The sequence below is a fragment of the Streptomyces sp. F63 genome, from assembly GCF_018070345.1.
GTDB lineage: Bacteria > Actinomycetota > Actinomycetes > Streptomycetales > Streptomycetaceae > Streptomyces.
The window spans coordinates 186,099-209,379 of record NZ_JAGPXX010000009.1 but is presented as its reverse complement, the minus strand read 5'-3'; the positions used below and the strand labels follow the sequence as shown (position 1 = coordinate 209,379).

Here is a 23,281-nt window from a genome sequence, read left to right as displayed (position 1 = left end):
AACCGCAGTTCACGAACATCGCTGGAGAGCCCGTTGCGGTTAACGCCGCACGACGGGTTCGGGAGGAGGCCGCTGGGAAAAGGACCAGCCCTGCGGGCTGGCACCTCGCCCGGCGGCCCACCTCACGATCGCGCTTCCCAAGGCGGCGCCCGCCACCCGAGCAGCCGTTCTGCGCAGGTTGTTCGTGCTACGGCCGAAGCACGGTGTGGTAGCCGAGCCTGAGTCGCTGAACCTGGCAGTCGTGTGATGGGACGGCACGCATTACGAGCGAATCCGCTTCCTGATCCCGACGTGGTCTTCCGGCCCACCCGCCGCGACATCGACCCAGTCACCAGGGAGCCCACTGATTACGCGCTATGGGATCGCCACGAATGGGAGGCATGCGGCGAGTGCTGGCTGTGGTGCGGACCTGACGACGTCGAGGTGACGTGGATCGGGCCCGTCCGGTCGAGCGGTCTGCACGCGGCGCTCTACGCCTGTCGTGCGTGTCTGTACGAACTGGACCAGCGCGTTCTGGAGATCAATATGCGCGAGGACGCCGACGGTCTGCCGATTCGCCGCTGACCTGCCTTGTCCCTGGCGCCGGGCTGCGGCTCATCGCGCGCCCAATGACCGCCGCCCCACGGAACCCCCTCCTCCCACGGCCGTGGGGCGGCCATCGACCTCCCGTCGGAGTCCCGGCGGGAGAACCGAAAAGGAAGGAGCACGAGGTGACAAAGCCCACGACACCGCCTCCGGCCCGGAGCAGCCTCCTGGTGGCGGTGAAGGAGCTGACCGCCGTCCACGACCGCTACGACAGCCTCCGGTCGGACAACCAGGGCAGTTCCGGCGACGCGCCGTGGCCGGGTGGCGACGGCAACCTGCACGACAGCGAGTAGGCACCAAGCGGCGAGGGCCGGCGCGGTCGGCCACGCCGGCCCTCACCGTGTCCGCATCAGTGGTCGAACCCATGGAGGACGCACGATGGAACACCGGTTGATCAGCGCTATTGAGGCAGCGCTCGGCTGGAGCGGGGCCGAGGAGCTGGGCAAGGACTTCGTACGCGGGAGCATGGACGATCCCGCACTCGTCTCCCGCATCATGACCCCGAACCGCCTGCTCGACGTCGCGATGCGCAGGAGCCTGAACCGCCCGCAGTTCCGGTGTTTCCAGAAGGGCGAGGAGGTCCATCCGGCCATCTACTACACCGACAGCGTCAGCCCCCGCGGCCAGAGCATCTCCATGGTCAACATGCGCAGCCTGGGCAGGCTCCTGGGCGAAGGCGCGACGGTGATCATGGACCAGGCCAATGTCTTCGATCCGACGATGGAGGTCGCGTGCCGCGCCCTGCAGTGGTGGTCCCGTGAGCGGGTCCAGGTCAACGCGTACCTGACGACGAACGACGCCTCCGGTTTTCCCCTGCACTGGGACGACCACGATGTCGTCATCGTCCAGCTGGCGGGTGAGAAGGAGTGGGAGGTGCGCGCGACTTCCCGTGCGGTCCCGATGTACCGGGACGCCGACCCCAACAGCACTCCGAGCGACGAGATCATCTGGTCCGGTCTGATGCGGACCGGCGACGTCATGCACATCCCCCGGGGCCACTGGCATCAGGCGACACGGACCGGCAGCGGCTCCGGCAAGAGCCTTCACGTCACGTTCGGCATCACCAAGCGCACAGGGGCGAGCTGGCTCGCGTGGCTGGCCGACTGGTGCCGCGAACACGAGATCTTCCGCCACGACCTCGACCGCTGGCACGGAACCGGCACCGACGCCCTGGCCGAGGCCGCCGCCCAGCTGATCAGCGAGCGTCCGCCGGCCGACTTCCTTGACGCGTACGAGCAGGCGACGACCTTGCCTCGGCACGTGCCGTTCCTCGACATACTCGGGCCGCTCGACGCCGTGGTGTGCACCACTCATTTCCCGCCCCGGATTCACGCGTACGGAGAGACCGTCGACGTCGTGGCCTCGGGGAAGAAGCTCACTCTCGCGGCCAAGGCACTGCCCGCCCTGCATCTGCTGCTCAGCGGCAGGCCGGTCGAGCTGGAGCAGGCCGCGGCCGTCGCCGGGGCCGAAGTGATGGAGGTCGCCGAGATCTTGGTGGAGGAGGAGCTGTGCGCCGTGCTGACCCCCGAGTTGTCCTCGGGCTACACCGGTCTCGTCACGAACGCCGGCTCCTGACCGGGGCGCTCGACCTCGGCGTCACAGCACTCGACACCAGCAGCAACTACCTCGGCTTCCGTTCGCACCAGGTCCTGGCGCGGACGGCCGGAGACCTGCTGCCGAGGTTCACCGTCTCCACGAAGGTGGGCTACTTTCCGGGACCGGGCGGGGCGGAGCATTCCTTGGACCCCGTACGCCTGCACGCGGCCGTGGAACAGGCGGCTGGAGACCTGGGGCAGGAGCCGGATCTGGTGTTCCTGCACAACCCGGAACACTCGCTCCGCGAGGCCGGCTCGCGTGGCCAGGAGGTGCTGACAGAAGCGTGCGCTGCCCTCGATGACGCTACGCGCAACGGCCTGTGCGCCGCCTGGGGCATCGCGTCCTGGAATCCCTCATCCCTGGTGGGACTGATCGGCCCGGCCGTACCGAGGCCGACGACCCTCATGGTCCGCGCTGGCCTACTCGTCGGAGTCAGAACGCTGGATGCCGCGGACGCCCTCATCAGGGCGTGGGACCTGGACCCTAGCGAGGTATGGGGCATGAGCCCCTTGGGCGGCAGCACCAGCGACCCGGTGTGGGCCAAGATCGACCCCCGTGTCTTCCTCGGTGACAGCCGTCAACTCTCGCGCATGCAGGCGGTGTTCATAGCCGCCTATCACCTGCCGAGGGTCGGCACTGTGGCTGTGGGCACCGATGAGCCCGCCCATCTGGGCGAACTCGTCGGCGCCCTGGTCGGCGAGGTCGACGAACGAACGACCCAGGAGTACCGGAGTCTCCTGCGAGACCGTTCGCGCGATCAGCCGGTCTGAAGCTCCTTGATGACCTGTTCGGCCGTGCGCCGGGCGGGTTCCAGCCGAGGGTCTTCTGGGTGCGCGTACGGCCCGAGGATCTTCGAGCAGGCGAACAACGTCATCAACTTGCCGTCCCGGCTCTCGAAGTCGGACCGCCGCTCGTGCCATACGCGATCGGCCAGAGCCGGGACAGCAAGCGAACTCGCCCACAACGAGGCGGAGTCCAGCCCCAACGGTGCGCTGCCCCAGTCCTCCCAGTCGAAGAGGCTGAATGTCGGCGCGGTCATGTTCGCCCAGTTCAGGTCCGCGTGGGCCGGCACCCACCGCTCCACGGTCGTATCGAAGTCGTCCGAGAAGACACCGCGGATGGACTCGGTGACGAGGGCCTGGGTGATGGCGACGGTGTCCGGTGTGGCGATCCGCCCGGTGTCCTGTGCCGCCAGAGCGTCCAACGATGCGTTCAACGCCTCCCACCAGTCGTCCGACAGCTCCGGAGTCTCACTCAAGATGGCGCTCCCGACAGGAGCCCCTGGCAGGAGTCCGGTTTCGTCGGCCCGCCACATCGTCGGCTCGTCCGTGTCCCGCCAGACCACGCATCCGTGCCACTCAGGCTGGGCGATGCCCTCCAGACGCGCGGCACTTTCGGTGCCGTTCCATCCCTGATCGGGGATTTTTTCGAGCGCGCGCCGCTCGATCCGAACCCAGGTGTCGCGGATCGTCCTGGCTCCAACAGATCGGCGTTTGCGCACCACTGTGTCCGGGAGCAGGCACACCTGCAGAGACCGCTCGACGCGATCAAGAACGTCATCAACCGGCTGCACCCGTAGATCAACAGCCTGACCCGTGGAGACCGAGAGCGTCATGCACGCGACCGTAGCAGTGGTGCGGCGGGAGCGAGGCGGAGGCTAGGAGCGCTGGCAGGTGTCGCTTCGTCTACCGAAAGACCACCTGGTCCACAAAGACGTCGTAGGTTGATCGGTTGTGCTTGCGAGCTGCCACTACCTGCGAGCGGAAGTTGCGCAGTGCCGTGTCGACCGCCTGTCGGTTCCGGAGGGTCGATGTCACGAGGAGGTCTTGCAGCTGGCCTGGGGCGAACGCAAGCAACGACTCCACAATGGGTTCCCAGACCTTGGCTGCCTCAGCCATGGTGAGGTTCTTCTTGAACCGCAAAAGGTAAGCGTCGCTGACGGCTTCTCCGACGAGGGTCTCTCTCGCGGTCCCGATGGCTTCCGCAGCGAGCATGATCGACCCCCGTAGGCCGAACCAATCGAACAGCTCGGTTTCGTCCTCGGTCCGCGCTTCTGCCGCGATGCGGCCGAGCCTCGCCTTATCCATCTCGATGGCGCGCAGCAGGCTCGCAACGAACACGATGTGCTCGGCGGTGATGCGTTCGGGGAAGACCCGGCTGTAGATGGCGTCCTGCTCCCAGATTTTGCTCTTCTCGTGGTAGGCCACACCAGACTCTCCGTGGAAGGCGGCGAGAGCCTGTGCCGCGATTTCGGCGGAGAGATGGTTTTCTCCCGGGCGCCGGATGACGTCCTCGGCACCACCGCGCCGACCGCCGTTGTAGCCGACGACACCCAACTTCTGGAACGCGGACCAGCCGCCTCTGCACGCCGTCGTTGCTGCGGAAATCCGACGCCTGCGTTGGGTTCTGCCGATTGTTGAAGCGGACGATGCTCCTGACAGTCTCGGGGTCGTTGCAGCGAATGAACCGGGTGAGGACATGGCTGTCCTGGCCGATATCACCTGCCGGGACCGAGCCGATTGCTCCGGTCGTCTGGGCACCGTGAGGGCGTTGTCGTACGCGTCACCGACGGATCCGATGCTCGCCGCGATGCCGGCAGCGTCCAAGTGCTCGGCAAGCTTGAACGATGTGTATTGCGACCCGGCGTCCGAGTGATGGATCAACTCGCCCGGCTGGACTGGCTGTTTGTCGCGGTCGCGTTGCCAGACGGCCATCTCCAGGGCGTCCAGCACGAAGACGGTCTCCTTCACGGTGGCCGCGGACCAGCCGACGATCCGGCGGGAGAAGGTGTCCACGACGAACGCGGCATAGACGGTCGCGGACCACGTCTTCACATGGGTGAAGTCCGCCACCCAGCACCGGTTTGGAGCGACGGCGACGAAGTCGCGGTCGACCAGGTCGGGGGCCCGCTGGACCTGTCCGCCAGGGATCGTGGTGATAACGCGTCTGCCGCGCACCGCGCCGGCGATGCCGAGCTCGCGCATCAGGCGCTCGACCGTGCAGCGGGCCACCGCATGCCCCTGGCGGTTCAGCTCGCGCCAGATCTTCCGGGCGCCGTAGACACGGTAGTTGGACGTGTAGACCTCGTGGATCCGCTCCTTGAGTTCTCCGTCGCGCACGGAACGGGCGGAGGGCGTTTCGAGGCGTTTCTTGTGGGCGTAGTACGTGGAAGGGGCGATCTTGCAGTCGTGCTCGGTGAGTGTCCTGCAGATCGGCTCGACCCCGCCGAAGCGGTCCCGGTGCTCGTCGATGAACGCTACGAGCGCGTGTGTGGCCGGTCGAGCTCGGCGATGCTTCTATGTCAAGCCGCCTGCGGCAGATCCGTTATGGGTCCGTGGGAGGCGCGTGCCGCCTCGTCGACCAGCAGGGCCCGAAAGACCCGGTCGGAGATGCGGCGCCGCAGCAGGCGAAGGGCTTCCTTGACAGTCTTGCCTGCGGCGAGTTGCTTGGCGTAGTAGTCGGCGCCGGGCCCGCCGCGGCGGACTTGGGTGACCGCGGCCATGTGCAGGGCGTTGTTGATGGTGCGGTTGCCACCTCGATTGAGCCGGACACGTACGGTGTTGGAGGACCAGACAGGGATCGGCGCGGTGCCGTTGAACCGGGCGAAGGCGTCCTTGGACTTGAAGCGGGTGGCGCCGGCCGTCTCTCCGAGGATCATCGCCGCAGACAAGACCCCGCAGCCGGGCACCTCCAGCAGGCTGGGAGCGAGTTCGCGGACCAGATGGCGCAGCTGGGCCTCCATCGCGTTGATGCGTATGGACAGACGCCGGCAGTCCTGAACCAGATCCAACGCGATCTCCGGCACGACTCCGCTGCGGGCCGCGAGGTCCGCTTCCAAGGCGTCAAGGACGCACAGCCGCCGCAGGCCGCGCGAGGGGACAACCAGCTCGGGGTCGATCTCGTGCAGGAACCAGCGCAGCTTGTTGGTGCGGCAACAGCGTCGTCAACGAGACATCACACACCACCACCCTGCACCACAGCCAACACCACACCAATGACCCGAAAGACCCCCGAACACCCCCACGAAAATCTTGTCAGGACCCACTTCTCCACCAAGACCCGCCGCTACAAATGGCGTCGCGCACAGGCCCTTGCCGCCCTGTCCGACGACCGGCGGCCCGCCGACGACGACGGCCAGGACGAGGAGACCACCCACGTCCTGTCCCACTGGGTCTTCGCCGGTACCGGTCTCACCCCCGGCGAAGAGTGGCTGTCCGCCTCACTCGCACCCGCCCCCGGAACGGAAGGAGAACCGACCTGATGGCCGAACAGACAGCCTCAACCGCTGATCCCACCCTCGTGCTGCTGACCGTCGAGGAAGCCGCGCGACGTCTGCGGATCGGGCGTACGACGTGCTTCAAGCTCGTCCTCTCCGGCGAGATCGAGTCCGTGACGGTCGGGCGGCTCCGGCGGGTTCCGGCCGATGCCGTACCGGCGTACGTGGCCAAGCTGCGCCGCCCGGCCGTGGCCGCGTAGGGGGAGGAGAGATGGCAGAGCAGAAGCGCACACGGCAACCCAACGGGGCGTCTTCGATCTACCTCGGCAAGGACGGCAAGTGGCACGGCCGCGTCACGGTCGGCGTCCGCGACGACGGCAAGCCGGACCGGCGGCACATCGAACGGAAGACGAAAGCCGAAGTCACCAAGGCCGTCCGGGAGATGGAGCGGGCGCGAGACGCCAGGAAGCTCCGGAAGCCGGGCAAGGCCTGGACGGTGCAGAGCTGGCTTGAGCACTGGGTCGAGAACATCGCCAAGCCGTACGTGTCCGAGAACACGTACGACGGCTACGAAGTGGACGTCCGCGTCCACCTGGTGCCGGGCCTCGGCGCGCACCGGCTGGACCGGCTGGAGCCGGAACACCTGGAGCGCTTCTACCGGAGGATGCAGGACAGCGGCAGCTCGGCCGGGACGGCGCATCACCACCGCACAATCCGGGTCGCTCTCGGGGAGGCCGTGCGGCGCGGACACGTGGCGCGGAACGTCGGGGAGATCGCCAAGGCTCCCCGGCTGGAAGAGGAGGACATCGAGCCGTACTCGATCGAGGAGGTTCAGCGTCTGCTGCTCGAAGCCTCCAAGCTCCGCAACAGCGCGCGGTGGGTCGTCGCCCTGGCGCTCGGGCTGCGGCAGGGCGAAGCGCTCGGGTTGCACTGGGAGGACGTCGACCTGGACGCGGGATACGTGCGGATCCGGAAGAACCGGCTGCGGCCCAAGTACCGGCACGGCTGCGGGGCGAATCCCTGCGGCAGGACGGCGGCCGGCTACTGCCCGCAGCGCGAGCAGATCCGGCGCGAGCACAAGTCCACCAAGTCCCGCGCCGGTCGGCGCACGGTCGGTCTGCCCGATCCGCTGATCAAGCTGCTCCGCCACCACCGGGAGGAGCAGGAGCGGGAACGTCTCGCGGCCGGGGCAGACTGGCAGGACAAGGGGTATGTGTTCGCCTCGCCGGCTGGTGGGCCGCTGAGCCCGAACACCGACTATCACGTCTGGAAGCGGCTGCTGCGGTCCGCGGGCGTCCGGGACGGCCGTCTCCACGACGCTCGCCATACGGCGGCCACCGTGCTGCTTCTCCTCGGCGTCCCGGATGTCGTCGTGGACGCGATCATGGGCTGGGAGCCCGGGGGAGCGGCCCGGATGCGGGCCCGCTACATGCACATCACTGGACCGATGCTGCGGAAGGTGGCGCGGCAGGTCGGTGACGCGCTCTGGGAGCTCCCGGCCGGCGGCGAGGGAACCGACTGAGACGGAAACTGAGACGGAGCACGGCGAAGGCCCCGACCAAGATCGGTCGGGGCCTGCCGTCTGCCCTGATGGGCGGTGCGGAGGATACGAGATTCGAACTCGTGAGGGGTTGCCCCCAACACGCTTTCCAAGCGTGCGCCCTAGGCCACTAGGCGAATCCTCCGCCGCAAACAATACAAGACGCGAGGCAGTGCTAGCGAACCCGTACCCGGGACCCTCGGTGGAGGCCGGCCGGAGCCGTGAGAGGGCGGCCCGGCGGGCATCCGCCGGGTTCGAATCGGCGTCCGGGATCCGCTAGGGTGGGGACCAGCCCCTCACGTGGCGCTATCTCACCGAACTCCCCCAGGGCCGGAAGGCAGCAAGGGTAAGTGGGCTCTGGCGGGTGCGTGGGGGGCGTTGACGTTCCCGGGTGGGTCTTCTCTCCGGCCCGTCCGGGCGGCCCCGCGGGGCGGCCGGGAGGCCAGGTGCCCTGTGCGCGGGGTCATCGGCGGGGTGGGTCCGGTTGTCGGTGGCGGCCGATATCGTCGTATGCGTGTCGTCCCTCGCGCTCTACCGCCGCTACCGTCCCGAGACCTTCGCGGAGGTCATCGGGCAGTCGCATGTCACCGACCCGCTGCAGCAGGCGCTGCGGAACAACCGGGTCAATCACGCGTATCTGTTCAGTGGACCGCGCGGCTGCGGCAAGACGACCAGTGCCCGGATCCTCGCCCGCTGCCTGAACTGCGAGCAGGGGCCGACGCCCCAGCCCTGCGGTGAGTGCCCCTCCTGCCGTGATCTCGCCCGCAACGGCCCCGGCTCGATCGACGTCATCGAGATCGACGCCGCCTCGCACGGAGGCGTGGACGACGCCCGCGACCTGCGCGAGAAGGCGTTCTTCGGCCCCGCCTCCAGTCGTTACAAGATCTACATCATCGACGAGGCGCACATGGTCACCCCGGCGGGCTTCAACGCCCTGCTGAAGGTGGTCGAGGAGCCGCCGGAGCATCTCAAGTTCATCTTTGCGACGACGGAGCCCGAGAAGGTCATCGGCACGATCCGGTCGCGGACGCACCACTATCCGTTCCGGCTGGTGCCCCCCGGCACCCTGCGGGACTACCTCGCCGAGGTCTGCGAGCGCGAGGCCATTCCCGTGGAGGACGGCGTGCTGCCGCTGGTCGTACGGGCCGGGGCCGGCTCCGTGCGGGACTCGATGTCGGTGATGGACCAGCTCCTCGCGGGCGCCGCCGAGGACGGGGTGACGTACGCCATGGCCACCGCCCTGCTCGGCTACACCGACAGCTCGCTCCTCGACGCCGTCGTGGACGCCTTCGCGGCGGGTGACGGCAGCGCCGCCTTCGAGGTCACCGACCGCGTCATCGAGGGCGGCAACGACCCGCGCCGCTTCGTCGCCGATCTGCTGGAGCGGCTGCGCGATCTGGTGATCCTGGCCGCCGTGCCGGACGCCGCCGACAAGGGGCTGATCGACGCGCCCGCCGATGTCCTGGAGCGGATGCGGGCGCAGGCCGAGCGCTTCGGCGCGGCCGAGCTGAGCCGGGCCGCGGACCTGGTGAACACCGGGCTCATCGAGATGCGCGGGGCCACCTCCCCGCGGCTCCAGCTCGAACTGATCTGCGCGCGCGTCCTGCTGCCCGCCGCCTTCGACGACGAGCGCTCCTTCCAGGCCCGGCTGGACCGGCTGGAACGGGGTGCCCTCGCGGCAGGGCCGGCCGTGGGGGCAAGCGGAGCGGGCATGGGCCGGGCTCCGGAGTCCGGCCCGGACGCTTACGCGGCCCCGGCCGGCGGCCCGTCCGGTCCGGCGGGGGCCGCCGCGGCCCGGGCCGCGCTGCCGAACCGGGCCGGGCAGCAGCCGCAGGCTCCGGGCCAGGAGCAGTTGGCCCAGGCGGCCCCCGGCCAGGCGGCTCCGGCGCCGGCTTCGGCTTCCTCCGGGGCGGACGGCCGGGCGCAGGGAGTGCCGACCGCTCCGGGCGGTCCCCGGGAGCAGCAGGGCGGAGCGGCCCCGGCCCCGGCCCCTGCTCCGGGTGCGGGACCGGGGGCCGGCGGCGCTGAGGAGCGGCGGCCGGCCGGCGCCTGGCCCGGTCAGGGTGGCGGGGCCCCGTCCGGCCAGGGGGGTGCGGCCGCGGGTGGTGGGCAGCGGCCCGGCGCCTGGCCCGGCTCGGGCCCGGGCGGCCCGGGTGTCGCTGCGGACGGTGCGCGGGGCGTGGCCCCGGGTACGGAGGGAGCGGGCCACCGTCCCGGTGGCTGGCCCGCGGCCGCCACGCCCGGCCAGGGGTCGCGAGGCGGTGCCGCGGGGCCCGGCGGTACCGGAGTTCCCGCGCCGCAGCAGTCCGCACCGGCTCCGGGCCCCGCCGCGTCCGCTCCCGCGCCGGGGGCGGCGCAGGGCGCCGCGCAGGTGCGGCAGATGTGGCCGGACATTCTCGAGGCGGTCAAGAACCGCCGCCGGTTCACCTGGATCCTGCTCAGCCAGAACGCCCATGTCATGGGCTTCGACGGCACGACCCTGCAGATCGGCTTCTCCAACGCGGGCGCCCGCGACAGCTTCGTCGGCGGCGGCAGCGAGGACGTCCTGCGGCAGGCGCTCGCCGAGTCGCTCCATGTGCAGTGGAAGATCGAATCGGTGGTCGACCCCACGGGAGGCGGTGGTGGCGGTTCGGCCCCGCCCGCCTCCGGGCCGGGGTCCGGCTTCGGCGGTGGAAGCGGCTTCGGTGGCGGGAGCGGCTTCGGTGGCGGGAGCGGTGGGGGCGGAGGCGGTTTCGGGGGTGGAGCCCCGTCCGCGCCGCGGCAGTCCGCCCCCGCCCAGCCCTCCGCCGCGCAGGCGCCCGCTCCGGGCCCGGCGTCTTCGCCTGCGCCTCCGGCCCGGCCCCGGCCGGATGCGGCCGCTCCGGTCCCCTCGCAGTCCGCGCCCGAGCCGCGGCGTACCCCGGTGGCTCCGGAGGACGACATGCCGGCCGCCGATGATCCCGACCTCGACGACTCGGCCCTCTCCGGACACGAGTTGATCGTCCGCGAGCTCGGCGCGACGGTCGTGGAGGAGATCGCTCACGAGTAGGGGCCGTGCCGTGATCCCCCGGCGGGCGCGCGGCCACGGCCACGGCACTCCCGCTTCCCCGGCCTCCGCGGCCTGGGGTGCCCCACGCGGCGTGGCCGGGACGTCCGCGAACGTCCTCCGCCGCGGAGTACGGGGCAGCCCCCGCGGCCCGGGTCTCAGCCCCGGTGTTCAAGGGGCCGCGAGTTCCTCCAGGTCTCCGGAGCTCGCGCGGCGGGCCCGCGGTGCACGGGCGGTTGACGGCCGGGCTGCGCGGCGGAGTGGTGGCGGCGGGGCGGCGCGCGGGCCGGTGCCCCGTACCGGTTTCTCCTTCTCGCGGTGTAGAGCGCGGCGCCCTGCGACCACGTAGGCTCGTCACGCGAAGACCGAACCGTTGTCGATGCCAGGAGCGAACGCGCGTGTTTCCCGGTGGTGGCCAGCCCGATATGCAGCAGCTGCTTCAGCAGGCCCAGAAGATGCAGCAGGATCTCGCCGAGGCGCAGCAGGAGCTGGCCGAGTCATCGGTCGAGGGCTCCGCGGGCGGCGGGCTCGTCAAGGTGACGGTGTCCGGATCCGGTGAGCTTCAGGGGCTGGTCATCGACCCCAAGGCGGTGGACCCTGAGGACACGGAGACCCTCGCCGACCTGATCCTCGCTGCGGTGCGCGATGCCAACGCCGCGGCGAGCACGCTGCAGCAGGAGAAGCTGGGCCCGCTGACCCAGGGGCTCGGCGGAATGCCGGGCCTTCCCTTCTGACGGGGATGCCGGGCCTTCCCTTCCGACAGCAGCGGACCGGGCCGGCGGTGGTCCACCGCCGGGTCACCGCCCGGCAACCGCGGCCATCCGGGCGCGGGTTGAGCCCTGCGCGACGGTGAGCCGGGGCAGCGCCCGGGGCCCGGTGCGGCGGGCCGCCGCCGGCCCTCCGGTCCCCGGTCCGGCGAGGCGGCGGCAGGTGGAGAAGCGGTAAGAGAAGCAAGAGCGGCAAGGGAAGAAGGAGAAGGCGGCCCGTGTACGAAGGCGTGGTCCAGGACCTCATCGACGAGTTGGGCAGGCTGCCCGGCGTCGGTCCCAAGAGCGCGCAGCGGATCGCCTTCCACATCCTCCAGGCGGAGCCGGCGGACGTCCGCCGGCTCGCCCAGGCGCTGACCGAGGTGAAGGCCAGGGTCCGGTTCTGCGAGGTGTGCGGCAATGTGGCGCAGGAGGAGCGGTGCCGGGTCTGCCAGGACCCGCGCCGCGATCCGACCGTCATCTGTGTGGTCGAGGAGCCCAAGGATGTCGTCGCCATCGAGCGCACCCGTGAGTTCCGCGGCCGTTATCACGTCCTCGGCGGGGCGATCAGTCCGATCGAGGGTGTAGGGCCCGACGATTTGCGTATACGGGAACTGTTGGCCAGGCTCGCGGACGGCACCGTCACCGAGCTCATTCTGGCCACCGATCCGAACCTCGAGGGAGAGGCCACGGCCACCTACCTCGCGCGCATGATCAAGCCCATGGGCATGAAGGTCACACGACTGGCCAGCGGTCTCCCGGTCGGGGGGGACCTGGAGTACGCCGACGAGGTCACCCTCGGGCGTGCCTTCGAAGGGAGACGACTGCTCGATGTCTGACGCCACGCTGCACGACACCCAGATGAACCCGGACGACTTCTCCGTACAGGTCGCGGACCAGATCGAGAGTTTCCTGGTCGCGGTCACGGAAGTGGCGAAGGGCGACGAACCCGGCAGCGCCATCCCGTTCCTGCTGCTGGAGGTCTCGCAGCTGCTGCTGGCCGGCGGGCGGCTCGGCGCGCACGAGGACTTCGTCCCCGTCGAGCGGTACGAGCCGGACACCGGACCGGAGCCCGACATGGACGAGCTGCGCGAGAGGTTCGCGGTGCTGCTCGAACCGGCGGACGTCTACTCCGAGGTCTTCGACCCGTACGTGCCGCGCAGCGAGCCGGTGCCGCACCGGATCTCCGACGACCTCGCCGACATCATCAGCGATCTGCGGCACGGAATGGTCCACTACAAGGCCGGCCGGATCGCCGAGGCCCTGTGGTGGTGGCAGTTCTCGTACTTCAACACCTGGGGCCCGACGGCCTCGGCCGCGCTCCGCGCGCTGCAGTCGCTGCTCAGCCACATCCGGACCGGCAGCCCGCTGGAGGAGCTGGACGGTCTCGACCTCGACGCGGAGGCCAAGGCGGACGACGGTTCGCTGGAGGAGGAGGCGGGCCGGGTGATGGCCGCCGAGATCGGCATTCCGCTGGGTGTCACCACCGAGTCCGGCCGGTAGCCGGTCCGTCGCGGTCCCGCTGGACGGCTGAGTACCGGAGGCGGGGCCGCGCGGGCACGGAAGCCGCACGGACCCGGGCTCACCGACCGACCCGCGGACGCGGCCACCCGCGCACCGGGGCCCACCGGCTGATCACCGGCCGGGGACCGGCGGGCGGTTCCGGAGAAGGCGCGGCTCCCCGCGTCCCGGGGCCGTCCGGACCGCGTTCCGGACCGCATTCATGGGGCACATCCCGTCCGGAACGGGGCAGAAGCACGGAGACCGGCGCCCACCCACAGCCCGTGAACCGGCACCGCACACGCCGCCGCCGAACGGGTCCGGGCGCGTGCACTGCGGGAGGAGCGACGCATGGACGGCACTGCCGGGACGGACCCGGGCAGCCCCGGACCGGGCAACGGCGGCTCCGAGGGGAACGGCGCCAACAGCAACACCGCCTACGGGCACCGGCCCTTCCGCCGCTCCAAGAGCCATTTCACCGACCGGATCACGGCCGACGCCCGCGACGGCTGGCCCGTCGAGGCCGGCCGCTACCGCCTGGTCGTCAGCCGCGCCTGCCCCTGGGCGAGCCGTGCCCTGGTCTCCCGGCGGCTGCTCGGTCTGGAGGACGCGCTGTCGCTCGCCGTGGCGGACCCGGTCCAGGACGACCGGAGCTGGCGCTTCACGCTGGATGAGGGCGGCCGCGACCCGGTCCTCGGCATCCGCTTCCTGTCCGAGGCGTACGACGCGCGGGAGAAGGACCATCCCGGCGGCGTCAGCGTCCCCGCGATCGTGGACATCCCCTCCGGCCGGCTCGTTGCCAACGACTACCAGCGCCTCACCCTGGATTTCGCCACCGAGTGGACGGCCCTGCACCGCCCCGGCGCCCCCGATCTCTACCCCGAGCCGCTGCGCGCGGAGATCGACGAGGTGATGGAGGGCATCTACCAGGACGTCAACAACGGCGTGTACCGGGCCGGTTTCGCCACGGGGCAGCGCGAGTACGAGGAGGCGTTCCGCGACGTCTTCCGGCGCCTGGAACTGCTCTCCGAGCGTCTGTCCGACCGCCGCTACCTGGTCGGGGACAGCATCACGGAGGCGGACATCCGGCTGTTCACGACTCTGGTGCGCTTCGACGCCGTCTACCACGGCCACTTCAAGTGCAATCTGCGCAAGCTCACCGAGGATCCGGTGCTGTGGGCGTACGCCCGCGACCTCTACCGGACTCCCGGTTTCGGCGACACGGTGGACTTCGACCACATCAAGCGCCACTACCACCGGGTCCACACCGGCATCAACCCGACCGGCATCGTCCCCGCCGGCCCCGACCTCTCCGGCTGGCTCACTCCCCATCACCGCGATCAGCTCGGCGGCCGTCCGTTCGGCGACGGCACCCCGCCGGGCCCGCCCCCGCCGGCCGAGCGGATCCCGCCGGCGGGACGTCCGTAACCCGGTGCGGAGGGCCCGTGGCCGGGCGCTGTGTTCCCCTGATGCCTGACCCCTGTCCCCTGACCGGGCCTGCGGGCCCCCGTGACGGGCCGGGCGGCGGAGGGGGTTCCGCCGGTGGGACTCCCCGGCCCTTCGCACTCCGGGCGGCCACGGTCGTGGCCCCGGTGATGCGGGACGGCGGCAGAGCAGCATGATGGGTGGCGTGTCACGGAAAAAGCGGAGCGGAGCGCGGAGTGCGGGGCAATGACGTGCGGGCCATGACGGCGGTGGGCCGATCGCAGGGAAGCACCGGTACGGCCCGCCCGGCCCGCCCGGCGGCTCCGGCGGTGCCCCGGTGACCGGTGTCGTGGCGAAGCGCTTCGGGCGGGGCGGTTACCGCCCCGGGATGGCGGCCCCGCTGCGCCATCCGGGGCAGGTGCTGGTCGGCGGGTTCGCGGCGGCGGTGGCGGTGGGCACGCTCCTGCTGTCGCTGCCGGCGGCCACGGAGACGGGTGAGCGCACGCATCTGGTCGACGCGGTGTTCACCGCGACGTCCGCGGTGTGTGTGACGGGCCTGGTCACCGTGGACACCGCCGGCCACTGGTCCGCCTTCGGGGAGATCACCATCCTGGTGCTCATCCAGACCGGGGGCCTGGGCATCATGACGCTGTCCACCCTCGTCGCGGTGCTGGTGTCCCGCCGGCTGCGGCTGCGCACGCGGCTCCTGGCGCAGATGGAGACCAAGACGCTCAGCATGCGGGGGATACGCCGTGTCGTGCGCAACATCGTGCTGTTCAGCCTCATCAGCGAGGCGGTGGTGGCGACGGTGCTCGCCGTGGTCTTCCTGACCGTCCACGACCGGCCGTGGGGTGTCTCCCTCTACGACGCCGTGTTCCACGCGGTTTCCGCCTTCAACAACGCCGGTTTCTCCCTCAACTCCGACAGCCTCATGGGGTACGTGGACAACCCGTGGGTGTGCCTGCCGATCGCTGCTGCCGTCGTCGTCGGCGGTCTCGGGTTCCCCGTCGTCTTCGAGCTGGCGAGGGGCTGGCGGCGGCCGCGGTCGTGGTCGGTGCTGACCCGGATCACGGTTGTGCTCACGGCGGTCCTTCTCGTCCTGGGCACCGTCGTGATCACCTCCGCCGAGTACGGCAACCCGCGGACCCTGGGCCCTCTGGAAGCCCCCGGGAAGTGGCTGGCGGGCTTCTTCGCCTCGGTGAATGCCCGCACTGCCGGTTTCAACAGCATCGACACCTCGGCGCAACTGCCGGAGAGTCTGCTGGCGACCGACGTTCTGATGTTTGTCGGCGGGGGCAGCGCGGGCACGGCAGGCGGGATCAAGGTGACCACTTTCGGTCTGCTCGCGTTCGTCCTGTGGGCGGAGATGCGGGGCGAGCCGGGTGTGCAGGTGGGGCGGCGCAGGGTGCCGGAGGGCAACCAGCGGCAGGCGCTCGCCATCGTGCTGCTGAGCGTCGGCGGTGTGGCGCTGGCGACCTTCAACCTGCTGGTCATCACCTCCTACAGCCTGGACCGCGTACTGTTCGAGGCGATCTCGGCTTTCGCCACGGTGGGTCTGTCCACCGGGATCACCGGTGATCTGCCGGTGGCCGGGAAGGTGCTGCTGACCGTTCTGATGTTCGTGGGCAGGCTCGGACCCCTGACCGTGGCGTCCGCCCTCGCCCTGCGCGACCGCGCCCGCCGCTATGAGCTGCCCGAGGAGAGGACCATCGTTGGCTGACCTGAGCAGGGAACCCGTCGTCGTGATCGGCCTGGGCCGCTTCGGAAGCTCCCTGGCGCTGGAGCTCACCCGTCACGGCACCGAGGTCCTGGCCATCGACAACCGGTCCAAAGTGGTGCAGAGCCTGGCAGGGCAGCTCACCCATACCGTCACCGCGGACTGCACGGACCTTGAGGCCCTGCGCCAGCTGGGGGTGCCCGACTTCTCGCGCGCCGTGGTCGCCATCGGCTCGGACATCGAGTCCAGCATCCTGGTCACGTCGCTCCTGACGGAGCTGGAGATCGAGAACATCTGGGCCAAGGCGATCAGCATTCAGCACGGCCGCATCCTGGACCGGATCGGTGCCCACCACGTCGTCTTCCCCGAGCACGACATGGGCGAGCGGGTGGCCCACCTGGTCTCCGGCCGGATGCTCGACTACATCGAACTCGACCCGGCCCACGCGCTGGTCAAGGTCAGTCCGCCCAGGGAACTCGTCGGGGTGCCGCTGCGCGAGGCCCGGGTGCGGAGCCGCCACGACGTCACCGTGGTCGCCGTTCAGCCCTCGGGCGGCGAGTTCACCTACACCACGCCCGAGACCGTCCTGGCCTATGGGGACGTCATCCTCATCCTGGGCAGCATCGACAAGGTCGAACGCTTCGCCGACCTTCCGTGAGGCGGCTTGCGCGCGGCCCCTCCCGGTGCGGGCTCGTGAGCATCCCGTTACGTACCGTCTCGGTACGTGAGCTGCGTCTCGTTCCCGTGTGGGGTGCCGGAAACCGGGCAGGGGTGGTCGCTGGAGCGGGTGGGGACGCCCGCCCGGTGATCATGTATTGAGACGGTGTCTCAGTGGGTGAAACCCGGGCGTCCGTTTTCACCCGCTCGATAAACTGAGCCGACCGCTGGGTTCCGCTTCGCCGCGGGGTCCCCGGAAGACAAGAGTTGCGAGGAGCGCACCGTGGGCCTTGTCGTACAGAAGTACGGCGGCTCCTCCGTCGCCGATGCCGAGGGCATCAAGCGCGTCGCCAAGAGGGTCGTGGAAGCCAAGAAGAACGGCCACCAAGTGGTCGTCGTGGTGTCCGCGATGGGCGATACGACGGACGAGCTGATCGAACTCGCGGAAGAGGTGTCCCCGATGCCCTCGGGGCGCGAGTTCGACATGCTGCTGACCGCCGGAGAGCGGATCTCCATGGCCCTGCTGGCGATGGCGATCAAAAACCTGGGCCACGAGGCGCAGTCCTTCACGGGCAGCCAGGCCGGTGTCATCACCGACTCGGTCCACAACAAGGCCCGGATCATCGATGTCACGCCGGGCCGGATCCGCAGCTCGGTGGACGAGGGCAACGTCGCCATCGTGGCGGGCTTCCAGGGCGTCTCCGCCGACAAGAAGGACATCACCACCCTCGGCCGCGGCGGTTCCGACACCACCGCCGTCGCCCTCGCCGCGGCGCTCGACGCCGAGGTGTGCGAGATCTACACCGATGTCGACGGCGTCTTCACCGCCGACCCGCGGGTCGTGAAGAAGGCCCGGAAGATCGACTGGATCGCGTCCGAGGACATGCTGGAGCTGGCGAGCTCCGGCTCCAAGGTGCTGCTGCACCGCTGCGTCGAGTACGCACGCCGATACGACATCCCGATCCACGTGCGGTCCTCTTTCTCCGGACTGCAGGGAACCTGGGTCAGCAACGAACCGCGAGGGGACCAGCCGATGGAGCAGGCACTCATTTCCGGTGTCGCGCACGACACGTCCGAGGCGAAGGTCACGGTCGTCGGGGTGCCCGACAAGCCGGGCGAGGCCGCCAAGATCTTCCGCGCGATCTCGGACGCCGAGATCAACATCGACATGGTCGTGCAGAACGTGTCGGCCGCCACCACCGGCCTCACCGACATCACGTTCACGCTGCCGATGACCGACGGCAAGAAGGCCATCTCGGCGCTGGAGCGCACCAGGGACGCCGTCGGCTTCGAGTCGCTGCGCTACGACGACCAGGTCGCCAAGGTCTCGCTGGTCGGTGCCGGCATGAAGACCAACCCGGGCGTCACCGCGACCTACTTCGAGGCGCTCTCCAAGGCCGGGGTCAACATCGAGCTGATCTCCACCTCCGAGATCCGTATCTCCGTGGTCATCCGCGCCGACGAGGTCAATGAGGCCGTGCGTGCCGTGCACACCGCCTTCGGCCTGGACAGCGACAGCGACGAGGCCGTCGTCTACGGAGGGACCGGCCGATGAGCACCGCCGGCACAGGTCCCGGCACAGCCACCGGCGGCGGGGCCGGCCGCAAGCCGACCCTCGCCGTCGTCGGGGCGACCGGTGCCGTGGGCACCGTCATGCTGGGCATCCTCTCCGAGCGCAAGGACGTCTGGGGCGAGATCCGGTTGATCGCCTCGCCGCGCTCGGCGGGCAGGAAGCTCACCGTGCGCGGCGAGGAGGTCGAGGTCGTCGCGCTCGGCGAGGAGGCCTTCGAGGGCGTGGACGTCGCGATGTTCGACGTGCCCGACGAGGTGTCCGCGCAGTGGGCGCCCGTCGCCGCAGCCAAGGGCGCGGTCGCCGTGGACAATTCCGGCGCCTTCCGGATGGATCCGGACGTGCCGCTGGTCGTCCCCGAGGTCAATCCGCACGCCGCCCGGATCCGCCCGCGCGGCATCATCTCCAACCCGAACTGCACCACGCTGTCGATGATCGTGGCGATGGGCGCGCTGCACGCCGAGTTCGGCCTCAGCGAGCTGATCGTCTCCTCGTACCAGGCCGTCTCCGGCTCGGGCAAGGAGGGCGTCGACACGCTGCGCGAGCAGATCGGCAAGGTCGCGGGGACGGAGCTGGGCACGCAGCCGGGCGACGTCCGCCGCGTGGTCGGTGACCTCGGCCCGTACCCGGCGCCGATCGCCCTCAACGTGGTGCCGTTCGCCGGCTCGCTGAAGGAGGACGGCTGGACGTCCGAGGAGCTGAAGGTCCGCAACGAGTCCCGGAAGATCCTCGGGCTCCCGGATCTGCGGGTCACCGCGACCTGCGTCCGGGTGCCCGTCGTCACCACGCACTCGCTGACCGTCCACGCGCGGTTCGAGAACGAGGTCACGGTCGCCCAGGCGCACGAGATCCTCGCCGCCGCCCCCGGTGTGGTGCTCTACGACAACCCGGCCGCGGGGGAGTTCCCCACCCCGGCCGACGTCGTGGGCACCGACCCGACCTGGGTCGGCCGGGTGCGCCGCTCCCTGGACGATCCGCACGCGCTGGAGCTCTTCGTCTGCGGGGACAACCTCCGCAAGGGCGCGGCGCTCAACACCGCCCAGATCGCCGAGGTGGTCGCCGCGGAGCTGACGGCCGCGGTGTGACGCGGATCCCTTACGGAACGCTGGGGGATGTGAGGGTGACGTGACGAAGTGCCCGCCCGGCGGACGGAATCCGTTCGACAAGGTTGTCCCAGGCACTAGAATGTGGACGCTTTGCGGGTTCTGTGAAGACTTTGTGACCGTAATGATGATCAAGGGCGCTTGAACTGGATCATCATTCTGTTCGACGATGCGCTCCCCGCCCCGCTGCAACCGCGGCCCGGCGGGGAGCGTCTTTGCAGCAGTCCCTCGAAGTCGCTCAACTCAATGGGGCATTGGGGGATGAACTGTGCACATGAGGGCATTCGATGCATCGGCAAACGTGGTGGCGCGCGCGTACAACCCCGGCGGGGGGTCGCGTGTCCAACAAGCGTGGCAGAGGCATTCGGCATGGCAGCAACCCCTGGGGGCGGAGCGGCGGTTCTGCGCCCGCCCCGTCCGCGCGCACTCGGCGGGATGCCGGTGATCGCCCCGATGCCCGCAGCGCAGCCCGCCCGTATCCCGTCGCAGCGCGAGGGCGCTGACGAGGTGACGGCAGCGGGCACCTCAGTCGACCACCTCACCGAGACCTACCGTGCGCACTACCGCTCACTGCTGGGTCTCGCCGCACTGCTGCTCGACGACACCGCCTCCTGCGAGGACGTCGTCCAGGAAGCCTTCATCCGGGTGCACTCGGCGCGCAGTCGCGTCCGCGAGCCGGAGAAGACCCTCGCGTACCTGCGGCAGACGGTCGTCAACCTCTCGCGCTCCGCTCTGCGCCGCCGCATCCTCGGGCTCAAGCTGCTCTCCAAGCCCATGCCCGACATGGCGAGCGCCGAGGAAGGCGCCTACGAACAACTCGAACGGGACCAGCTCATCCGCGCCATGCGGGGACTGCAGCGCCGGCAGCGCGAGGTCCTCGTCCTGCGCTACTTCGCGGACATGACCGAAGCGCAGGTGGCGGACACGCTCGGCATATCGCTCGGCTCGGTCAAGGCATACGGATCACGGGGGATCGCGGCGCTGCGCGTCGCCATGGAGGCCCCGGCATGACAGATCTGCAGCAGGGAGCGGACGGCCCCGAGGGGCTGGACCGTTCCAGCACCTCGCCACGCCCCGAAAGGCCGGAACCCTCAGGCCGGCCGGAGGGCGCGGCCCGAGGCGACGGACGCGCGGAGGCGCACGGAACCCCCGGAATCCCCGAAATCCCCGGAATCCCCGGAGATTCCGGATCATCCGGAGGCTCCGGCGTGGAGGAGTTGCTGAGAGCCCTGAGAGCCACCGGCGAGCCGGGGGGCGGAAGAGCTCCGGAGTCCCCGGAGGGCAGCGCCGGAGGCCCGGAGGCGGCCGGCACCACCGGCCGCCCCGCACCGGCCGATTCCACCGGTGCGCCCGGACCGGCCATGGACGAGGAGGCGCTGCGGCGGCTGCTGCGCACCGTCGTGGAGGACATCGAGCCGTCCCGCGACTCGCTGGAGCATCTGCGGCACGCCGTTCCGGCCCGCCGCGCGCGCAAGCGGCAGGCGCTGGTCGGTGCCGCCGCGGCCGTGCTCCTCGCCGGCACCGCCGTACCGGGCCTGCTCCGGGTCGCGGACCCGGGCACGGCCGCCGAGGACCAGCGGGCCAACGCGGCCAGCAGCCAGCGGACCCAGGGCGGCGCCGACGGCACCGGCGGCGAATCCGAGGGTGGTGCGGCCGCGGAGCGCAAGCCCGGGAAGGCCGCGGAGAAGGACGGCGGCAAGGCGGCCGGGGAGAACGGGAAGAGCCGAGGCGAACAGCAGCCGGGTGGCGGCACCGCGGGCGCGGGTGCCAGCCCCACCGAGGGCATGGCCGCCAGTTCGCCGAGCTGCGAGCGCACTCAGCTCGGCAACGGAACCGCTCTCTCCGGGGAACCCGACGCGGAGAGCAAGATCTACGGCAGCTTCCGTCTCGTGAACGTCTCGGACACCACCTGCACCGTCTCCGGTCCCGGGCTGGTGACCGCGGTCCCCCAGGGCGCGGCCGACGACGTCCAGGTCGTCGACCACACGCTCGGCGACGCCGCCACCGGCCTGCCGGATCCGGCCGCGAACGTGCAGAAGCTGATCCTCGAACCCGGCAAGGCGTTCGAGATCAGATTCGCCTGGGTGCCGGCCGGGGGCGCGGCCGGCGGCTGCCCGACCCCGGGTACCTCTCCGGAGCCGGAGACCTCCGGCAGCCCGGGCGGCGGGGAGGGGACCACCTCCGATGGCGGCGACCAGACCATGGGGTCGCCGACCGCCGAGGAGCCACCGTCCAGCGGGAGCGTGGTGCTCACCCACACCCCCGAGTCGGGTGAACCGGCCGCTGCCTCGGTGACGATCGCCAATGTCTGCGCGGGGACGGTCTACCGCACCGGCGTCATCGCCGGCTGAACCCCGGCCGGGCCGGGGGTCTCCCGGGGCTCCACGGCCCGGACCTCCCGGTCCGGACGTCCGGAGTTCGCGGGGCTCCCGGGAACCGCGGCCGCGGGTCTCCGCACGGCCGCCGGGGGTTCAGGCCCCGGCGGCGCGGTTCCGCACACCCCGGCATCCGCTCCGCGGCCGTCTCCCCGTACCGTGGGGGTGTGTACCGGTTTCTGCTGACTCCCCGCTGGTGGGGAATCAATGTCTTCGCCGCACTCGCCATTCCTTTCTGCCTTTTCATGGGCAGCTGGCAGCTCGGCCGGTTCGAGGCGCGCGCCGACTCCCACCGCGAGCAGCAGCAGAGCGCCGAGTCCACGGCCCGGCAGACCGCCGAGCCGCTGGCCGGCCTACTGCCGGTGACCCAGCGGACCACCGGGAGGATCGCCGAGGCGAGGGGAACCTACGGCACCCAACTGCTCGTCCCCGACCGCCGGCTGGACGGCCGGGACGGCTTCTACGTCCTGACCCTGCTGCGCACCGCCGGTGGACCGGCCCTGCCGGTCGTCCGGGGCTGGCTGCCCGGCGACGCGAACACGGCGGACGTACCCGCGCCACCGAAGGGCGAGGTCACGGTCACCGGCGCGCTCCAGGCCCCGGAGAACCGGCGGTCCGAGGGAGCGCGCGCCGGCGGTCTGCCCGAGGGGCAGATCGGGATCATCAGCGCCGCCGCACTCGTCAATGTCGTGCCGGACGAGGTGCACAACGCCTGGATCACCCTGACCGAGGGCAGGGACGGGCTGCGCCCGGTGCCCCCCGCCGTCGCCCAGAACACCGGGCTCGACCTCAAGGCCTTCCAGAACCTCGGCTACACCGGTGAGTGGTTCGTCTTCGCCGGCTTCGTGCTCTTCATGTGGTTTCGCCTCTTCCGCCGGGAGGTCGAGACCCAGCGCGATCTGGCCCTGGGCCTCACCCCGGACCCCGCGGGCCCGGCCACCGGCCCGGCACCGTCCGCCGGAGGGGGGACGGCCCCGGCCCCGGCCGGGCCCGCACCGTCCGCCGGCCCGGCAACGGCCGGAGCGTCCGTGCTCTCCGCCGGGACGAGCGAGGCGGCAGAGCCCGCGGAGGCGGAGGCCGCCGCCCCGGACACCTCCGCCCCGGCTGACGAGCCCGTACTTCCGTGCCCGGCGGGGACGCCCACCAGCCGGAGCGACGGGCGTCCCCGGGCGGAAACCGGACCCGCGCGGGAGGCGGAAGCCTGAACCGCACGGCGGAAGCCTGCC

At 70.8% G+C, this 23,281-nt stretch carries 21 protein-coding genes, 1 tRNA gene, 1 other RNA gene and 2 pseudogenes; 20 read left to right on the top strand and 5 right to left on the bottom strand.

Annotation, left to right across the window (positions count from 1 at the left end):
* Nucleotides 1-423: 423 nt before the first annotated feature.
* The 4 genes from KBZ10_RS29390 to KBZ10_RS13315 all read left to right on the top strand — a co-directional run bounded on the left by KBZ10_RS29390 (nucleotide 424) and on the right by KBZ10_RS13315 (nucleotide 2,951).
* On the top strand, nucleotides 424-564 hold the full coding sequence (locus tag KBZ10_RS29390) for a hypothetical protein (RefSeq protein WP_247702288.1): 141 nt from the start codon (nucleotides 424-426) through the stop codon (nucleotides 562-564).
* Nucleotides 565-710: 146 nt separating this feature from the next.
* Nucleotides 711-878 (top strand): hypothetical protein, encoded by a 168-nt coding sequence (locus KBZ10_RS13325; RefSeq protein ID WP_210987786.1) that lies wholly within the window; start codon nucleotides 711-713, stop codon nucleotides 876-878.
* Between the two features lie 85 nt (nucleotides 879-963).
* Nucleotides 964-2,160, top strand: a complete 1,197-nt coding sequence (locus tag KBZ10_RS13320) for a JmjC domain-containing protein (protein ID WP_210987785.1) — start codon at nucleotides 964-966, stop codon at nucleotides 2,158-2,160.
* The gene (locus KBZ10_RS13315; RefSeq protein ID WP_210987784.1) at nucleotides 2,094-2,951 is read left to right on the top strand and encodes an aldo/keto reductase; all 858 of its coding nucleotides are present in this window, start codon (nucleotides 2,094-2,096) and stop codon (nucleotides 2,949-2,951) included. The genes KBZ10_RS13320 and KBZ10_RS13315 overlap by 67 nt, the downstream gene beginning before the upstream one ends.
* On the opposite strand, the gene KBZ10_RS13310 is transcribed toward KBZ10_RS13315, so the two are convergent.
* The 4 genes and pseudogenes from KBZ10_RS13310 to KBZ10_RS13295 form a co-directional block, all read right to left on the bottom strand.
* Complete coding sequence (locus tag KBZ10_RS13310; protein WP_210987783.1) at nucleotides 2,939-3,796, bottom strand: hypothetical protein; 858 nt, start codon at nucleotides 3,794-3,796, stop codon at nucleotides 2,939-2,941. The genes KBZ10_RS13315 and KBZ10_RS13310 overlap by 13 nt on opposite strands.
* A gap of 464 nt (nucleotides 3,797-4,260) precedes the next feature.
* The gene (locus KBZ10_RS30555; RefSeq protein ID WP_374223345.1) at nucleotides 4,261-4,677 is read right to left on the bottom strand and encodes a hypothetical protein; all 417 of its coding nucleotides are present in this window, start codon (nucleotides 4,675-4,677) and stop codon (nucleotides 4,261-4,263) included.
* Between the two features lie 59 nt (nucleotides 4,678-4,736).
* Nucleotides 4,737-5,438 (bottom strand): annotated as a pseudogene (locus tag KBZ10_RS30550) (IS3 family transposase); the annotation flags it as partial.
* A gap of 44 nt (nucleotides 5,439-5,482) precedes the next feature.
* A complete protein-coding gene (locus KBZ10_RS13295; protein ID WP_247702287.1) occupies nucleotides 5,483-6,019 on the bottom strand; it encodes a transposase in 537 nt (178 codons plus the stop codon).
* A 198-nt stretch (nucleotides 6,020-6,217) separates the two neighbouring features.
* Between KBZ10_RS13295 and KBZ10_RS30545 the strand changes: the two are divergent.
* The 3 genes and pseudogenes from KBZ10_RS30545 to KBZ10_RS13280 form a co-directional block, all read left to right on the top strand.
* Nucleotides 6,218-6,442 (top strand): annotated as a pseudogene (locus KBZ10_RS30545) (hypothetical protein); the annotation flags it as partial.
* On the top strand, nucleotides 6,442-6,657 hold the full coding sequence (locus KBZ10_RS13285; RefSeq protein WP_210987782.1) for an excisionase family DNA-binding protein: 216 nt from the start codon (nucleotides 6,442-6,444) through the stop codon (nucleotides 6,655-6,657). The pseudogene KBZ10_RS30545 and the gene KBZ10_RS13285, both read left to right, overlap by 1 nt.
* A gap of 11 nt (nucleotides 6,658-6,668) precedes the next feature.
* Nucleotides 6,669-7,919, top strand: coding sequence for a site-specific integrase (locus KBZ10_RS13280; RefSeq protein ID WP_210987781.1), 1,251 nt, complete (start codon nucleotides 6,669-6,671; stop codon nucleotides 7,917-7,919).
* A 78-nt stretch (nucleotides 7,920-7,997) separates the two neighbouring features.
* On the opposite strand, the gene KBZ10_RS13275 is transcribed toward KBZ10_RS13280, so the two are convergent.
* Nucleotides 7,998-8,082 (bottom strand) — tRNA-Ser (locus KBZ10_RS13275).
* Between the two features lie 142 nt (nucleotides 8,083-8,224).
* Between KBZ10_RS13275 and ffs the strand changes: the two genes are divergently transcribed.
* The 13 genes from ffs (at nucleotide 8,225) to KBZ10_RS13210 (ending at nucleotide 23,260) form a co-directional block, all read left to right on the top strand.
* Nucleotides 8,225-8,323: signal recognition particle sRNA small type (ffs, locus tag KBZ10_RS13270), an RNA gene on the top strand.
* A gap of 128 nt (nucleotides 8,324-8,451) precedes the next feature.
* On the top strand, nucleotides 8,452-10,965 hold the full coding sequence (locus tag KBZ10_RS13265; RefSeq protein ID WP_210987780.1) for a DNA polymerase III subunit gamma and tau: 2,514 nt from the start codon (nucleotides 8,452-8,454) through the stop codon (nucleotides 10,963-10,965).
* 395 nt (nucleotides 10,966-11,360) lie between these two features.
* The gene (locus tag KBZ10_RS13260; RefSeq protein WP_210987779.1) at nucleotides 11,361-11,696 is read left to right on the top strand and encodes a YbaB/EbfC family nucleoid-associated protein; all 336 of its coding nucleotides are present in this window, start codon (nucleotides 11,361-11,363) and stop codon (nucleotides 11,694-11,696) included.
* 251 nt (nucleotides 11,697-11,947) lie between these two features.
* On the top strand, nucleotides 11,948-12,547 hold the full coding sequence (recR, locus tag KBZ10_RS13255) for a recombination mediator RecR (RefSeq protein ID WP_210987778.1): 600 nt from the start codon (nucleotides 11,948-11,950) through the stop codon (nucleotides 12,545-12,547).
* On the top strand, nucleotides 12,540-13,211 hold the full coding sequence (locus KBZ10_RS13250) for a DUF5063 domain-containing protein (RefSeq protein WP_210987777.1): 672 nt from the start codon (nucleotides 12,540-12,542) through the stop codon (nucleotides 13,209-13,211). The genes recR and KBZ10_RS13250 overlap by 8 nt, the downstream gene beginning before the upstream one ends.
* Nucleotides 13,212-13,559: 348 nt before the next feature.
* Nucleotides 13,560-14,636: a glutathione S-transferase family protein gene (locus tag KBZ10_RS13245; RefSeq protein ID WP_210987776.1), complete on the top strand. Its 1,077-nt coding sequence runs from the start codon at nucleotides 13,560-13,562 to the stop codon at nucleotides 14,634-14,636.
* Nucleotides 14,637-14,970: 334 nt separating this feature from the next.
* Entirely contained in the window at nucleotides 14,971-16,353 is a 1,383-nt protein-coding gene (locus KBZ10_RS13240; protein ID WP_307847385.1) for a TrkH family potassium uptake protein, read from the top strand.
* On the top strand, nucleotides 16,346-17,008 hold the full coding sequence (locus tag KBZ10_RS13235) for a TrkA family potassium uptake protein (RefSeq protein ID WP_247702284.1): 663 nt from the start codon (nucleotides 16,346-16,348) through the stop codon (nucleotides 17,006-17,008). Before KBZ10_RS13240 ends, KBZ10_RS13235 begins: the two co-directional genes overlap by 8 nt.
* Nucleotides 17,009-17,290: 282 nt before the next feature.
* A complete protein-coding gene (locus KBZ10_RS13230) occupies nucleotides 17,291-18,562 on the top strand; it encodes an aspartate kinase (RefSeq protein ID WP_210987774.1) in 1,272 nt (423 codons plus the stop codon).
* Entirely contained in the window at nucleotides 18,559-19,662 is a 1,104-nt protein-coding gene (locus KBZ10_RS13225; RefSeq protein ID WP_210987773.1) for an aspartate-semialdehyde dehydrogenase, read from the top strand. Before KBZ10_RS13230 ends, KBZ10_RS13225 begins: the two co-directional genes overlap by 4 nt.
* Nucleotides 19,663-20,115: 453 nt before the next feature.
* The gene (locus KBZ10_RS13220) at nucleotides 20,116-20,691 is read left to right on the top strand and encodes a SigE family RNA polymerase sigma factor (RefSeq protein WP_210987806.1); all 576 of its coding nucleotides are present in this window, start codon (nucleotides 20,116-20,118) and stop codon (nucleotides 20,689-20,691) included.
* Between the two features lie 197 nt (nucleotides 20,692-20,888).
* Entirely contained in the window at nucleotides 20,889-22,031 is a 1,143-nt protein-coding gene (locus KBZ10_RS13215; RefSeq protein ID WP_210987772.1) for a hypothetical protein, read from the top strand.
* Nucleotides 22,032-22,222: 191 nt separating this feature from the next.
* Nucleotides 22,223-23,260 carry an SURF1 family protein gene (locus tag KBZ10_RS13210; RefSeq protein WP_210987771.1) on the top strand — a complete coding sequence of 346 codons (1,038 nt, stop codon included), beginning with the start codon at nucleotides 22,223-22,225 and terminating at the stop codon, nucleotides 23,258-23,260.
* Nucleotides 23,261-23,281 lie beyond the last annotated feature (21 nt).

Bases quoted from the DNA above. Each gene is read 5' to 3' on its own strand.
- KBZ10_RS13250 (WP_210987777.1), top strand. From the start codon at position 12,540: ATGTCTGACGCCACGCTGCACGACACCCAGATGAACCCGGACGACTTC.
- KBZ10_RS13310 (WP_210987783.1), bottom strand. From the start codon at position 3,796: ATGACGCTCTCGGTCTCCACGGGTCAGGCTGTTGATCTACGGGTGCAG.
- KBZ10_RS13225 (WP_210987773.1), top strand. From the start codon at position 18,559: ATGAGCACCGCCGGCACAGGTCCCGGCACAGCCACCGGCGGCGGGGCC.
- KBZ10_RS13220 (WP_210987806.1), top strand. From the start codon at position 20,116: ATGCCGGTGATCGCCCCGATGCCCGCAGCGCAGCCCGCCCGTATCCCG.
- KBZ10_RS13285 (WP_210987782.1), top strand. From the start codon at position 6,442: ATGGCCGAACAGACAGCCTCAACCGCTGATCCCACCCTCGTGCTGCTG.
- KBZ10_RS13280 (WP_210987781.1), top strand. From the start codon at position 6,669: ATGGCAGAGCAGAAGCGCACACGGCAACCCAACGGGGCGTCTTCGATC.
- KBZ10_RS13320 (WP_210987785.1), top strand. From the start codon at position 964: ATGGAACACCGGTTGATCAGCGCTATTGAGGCAGCGCTCGGCTGGAGC.
- KBZ10_RS13245 (WP_210987776.1), top strand. From the start codon at position 13,560: ATGGACGGCACTGCCGGGACGGACCCGGGCAGCCCCGGACCGGGCAAC.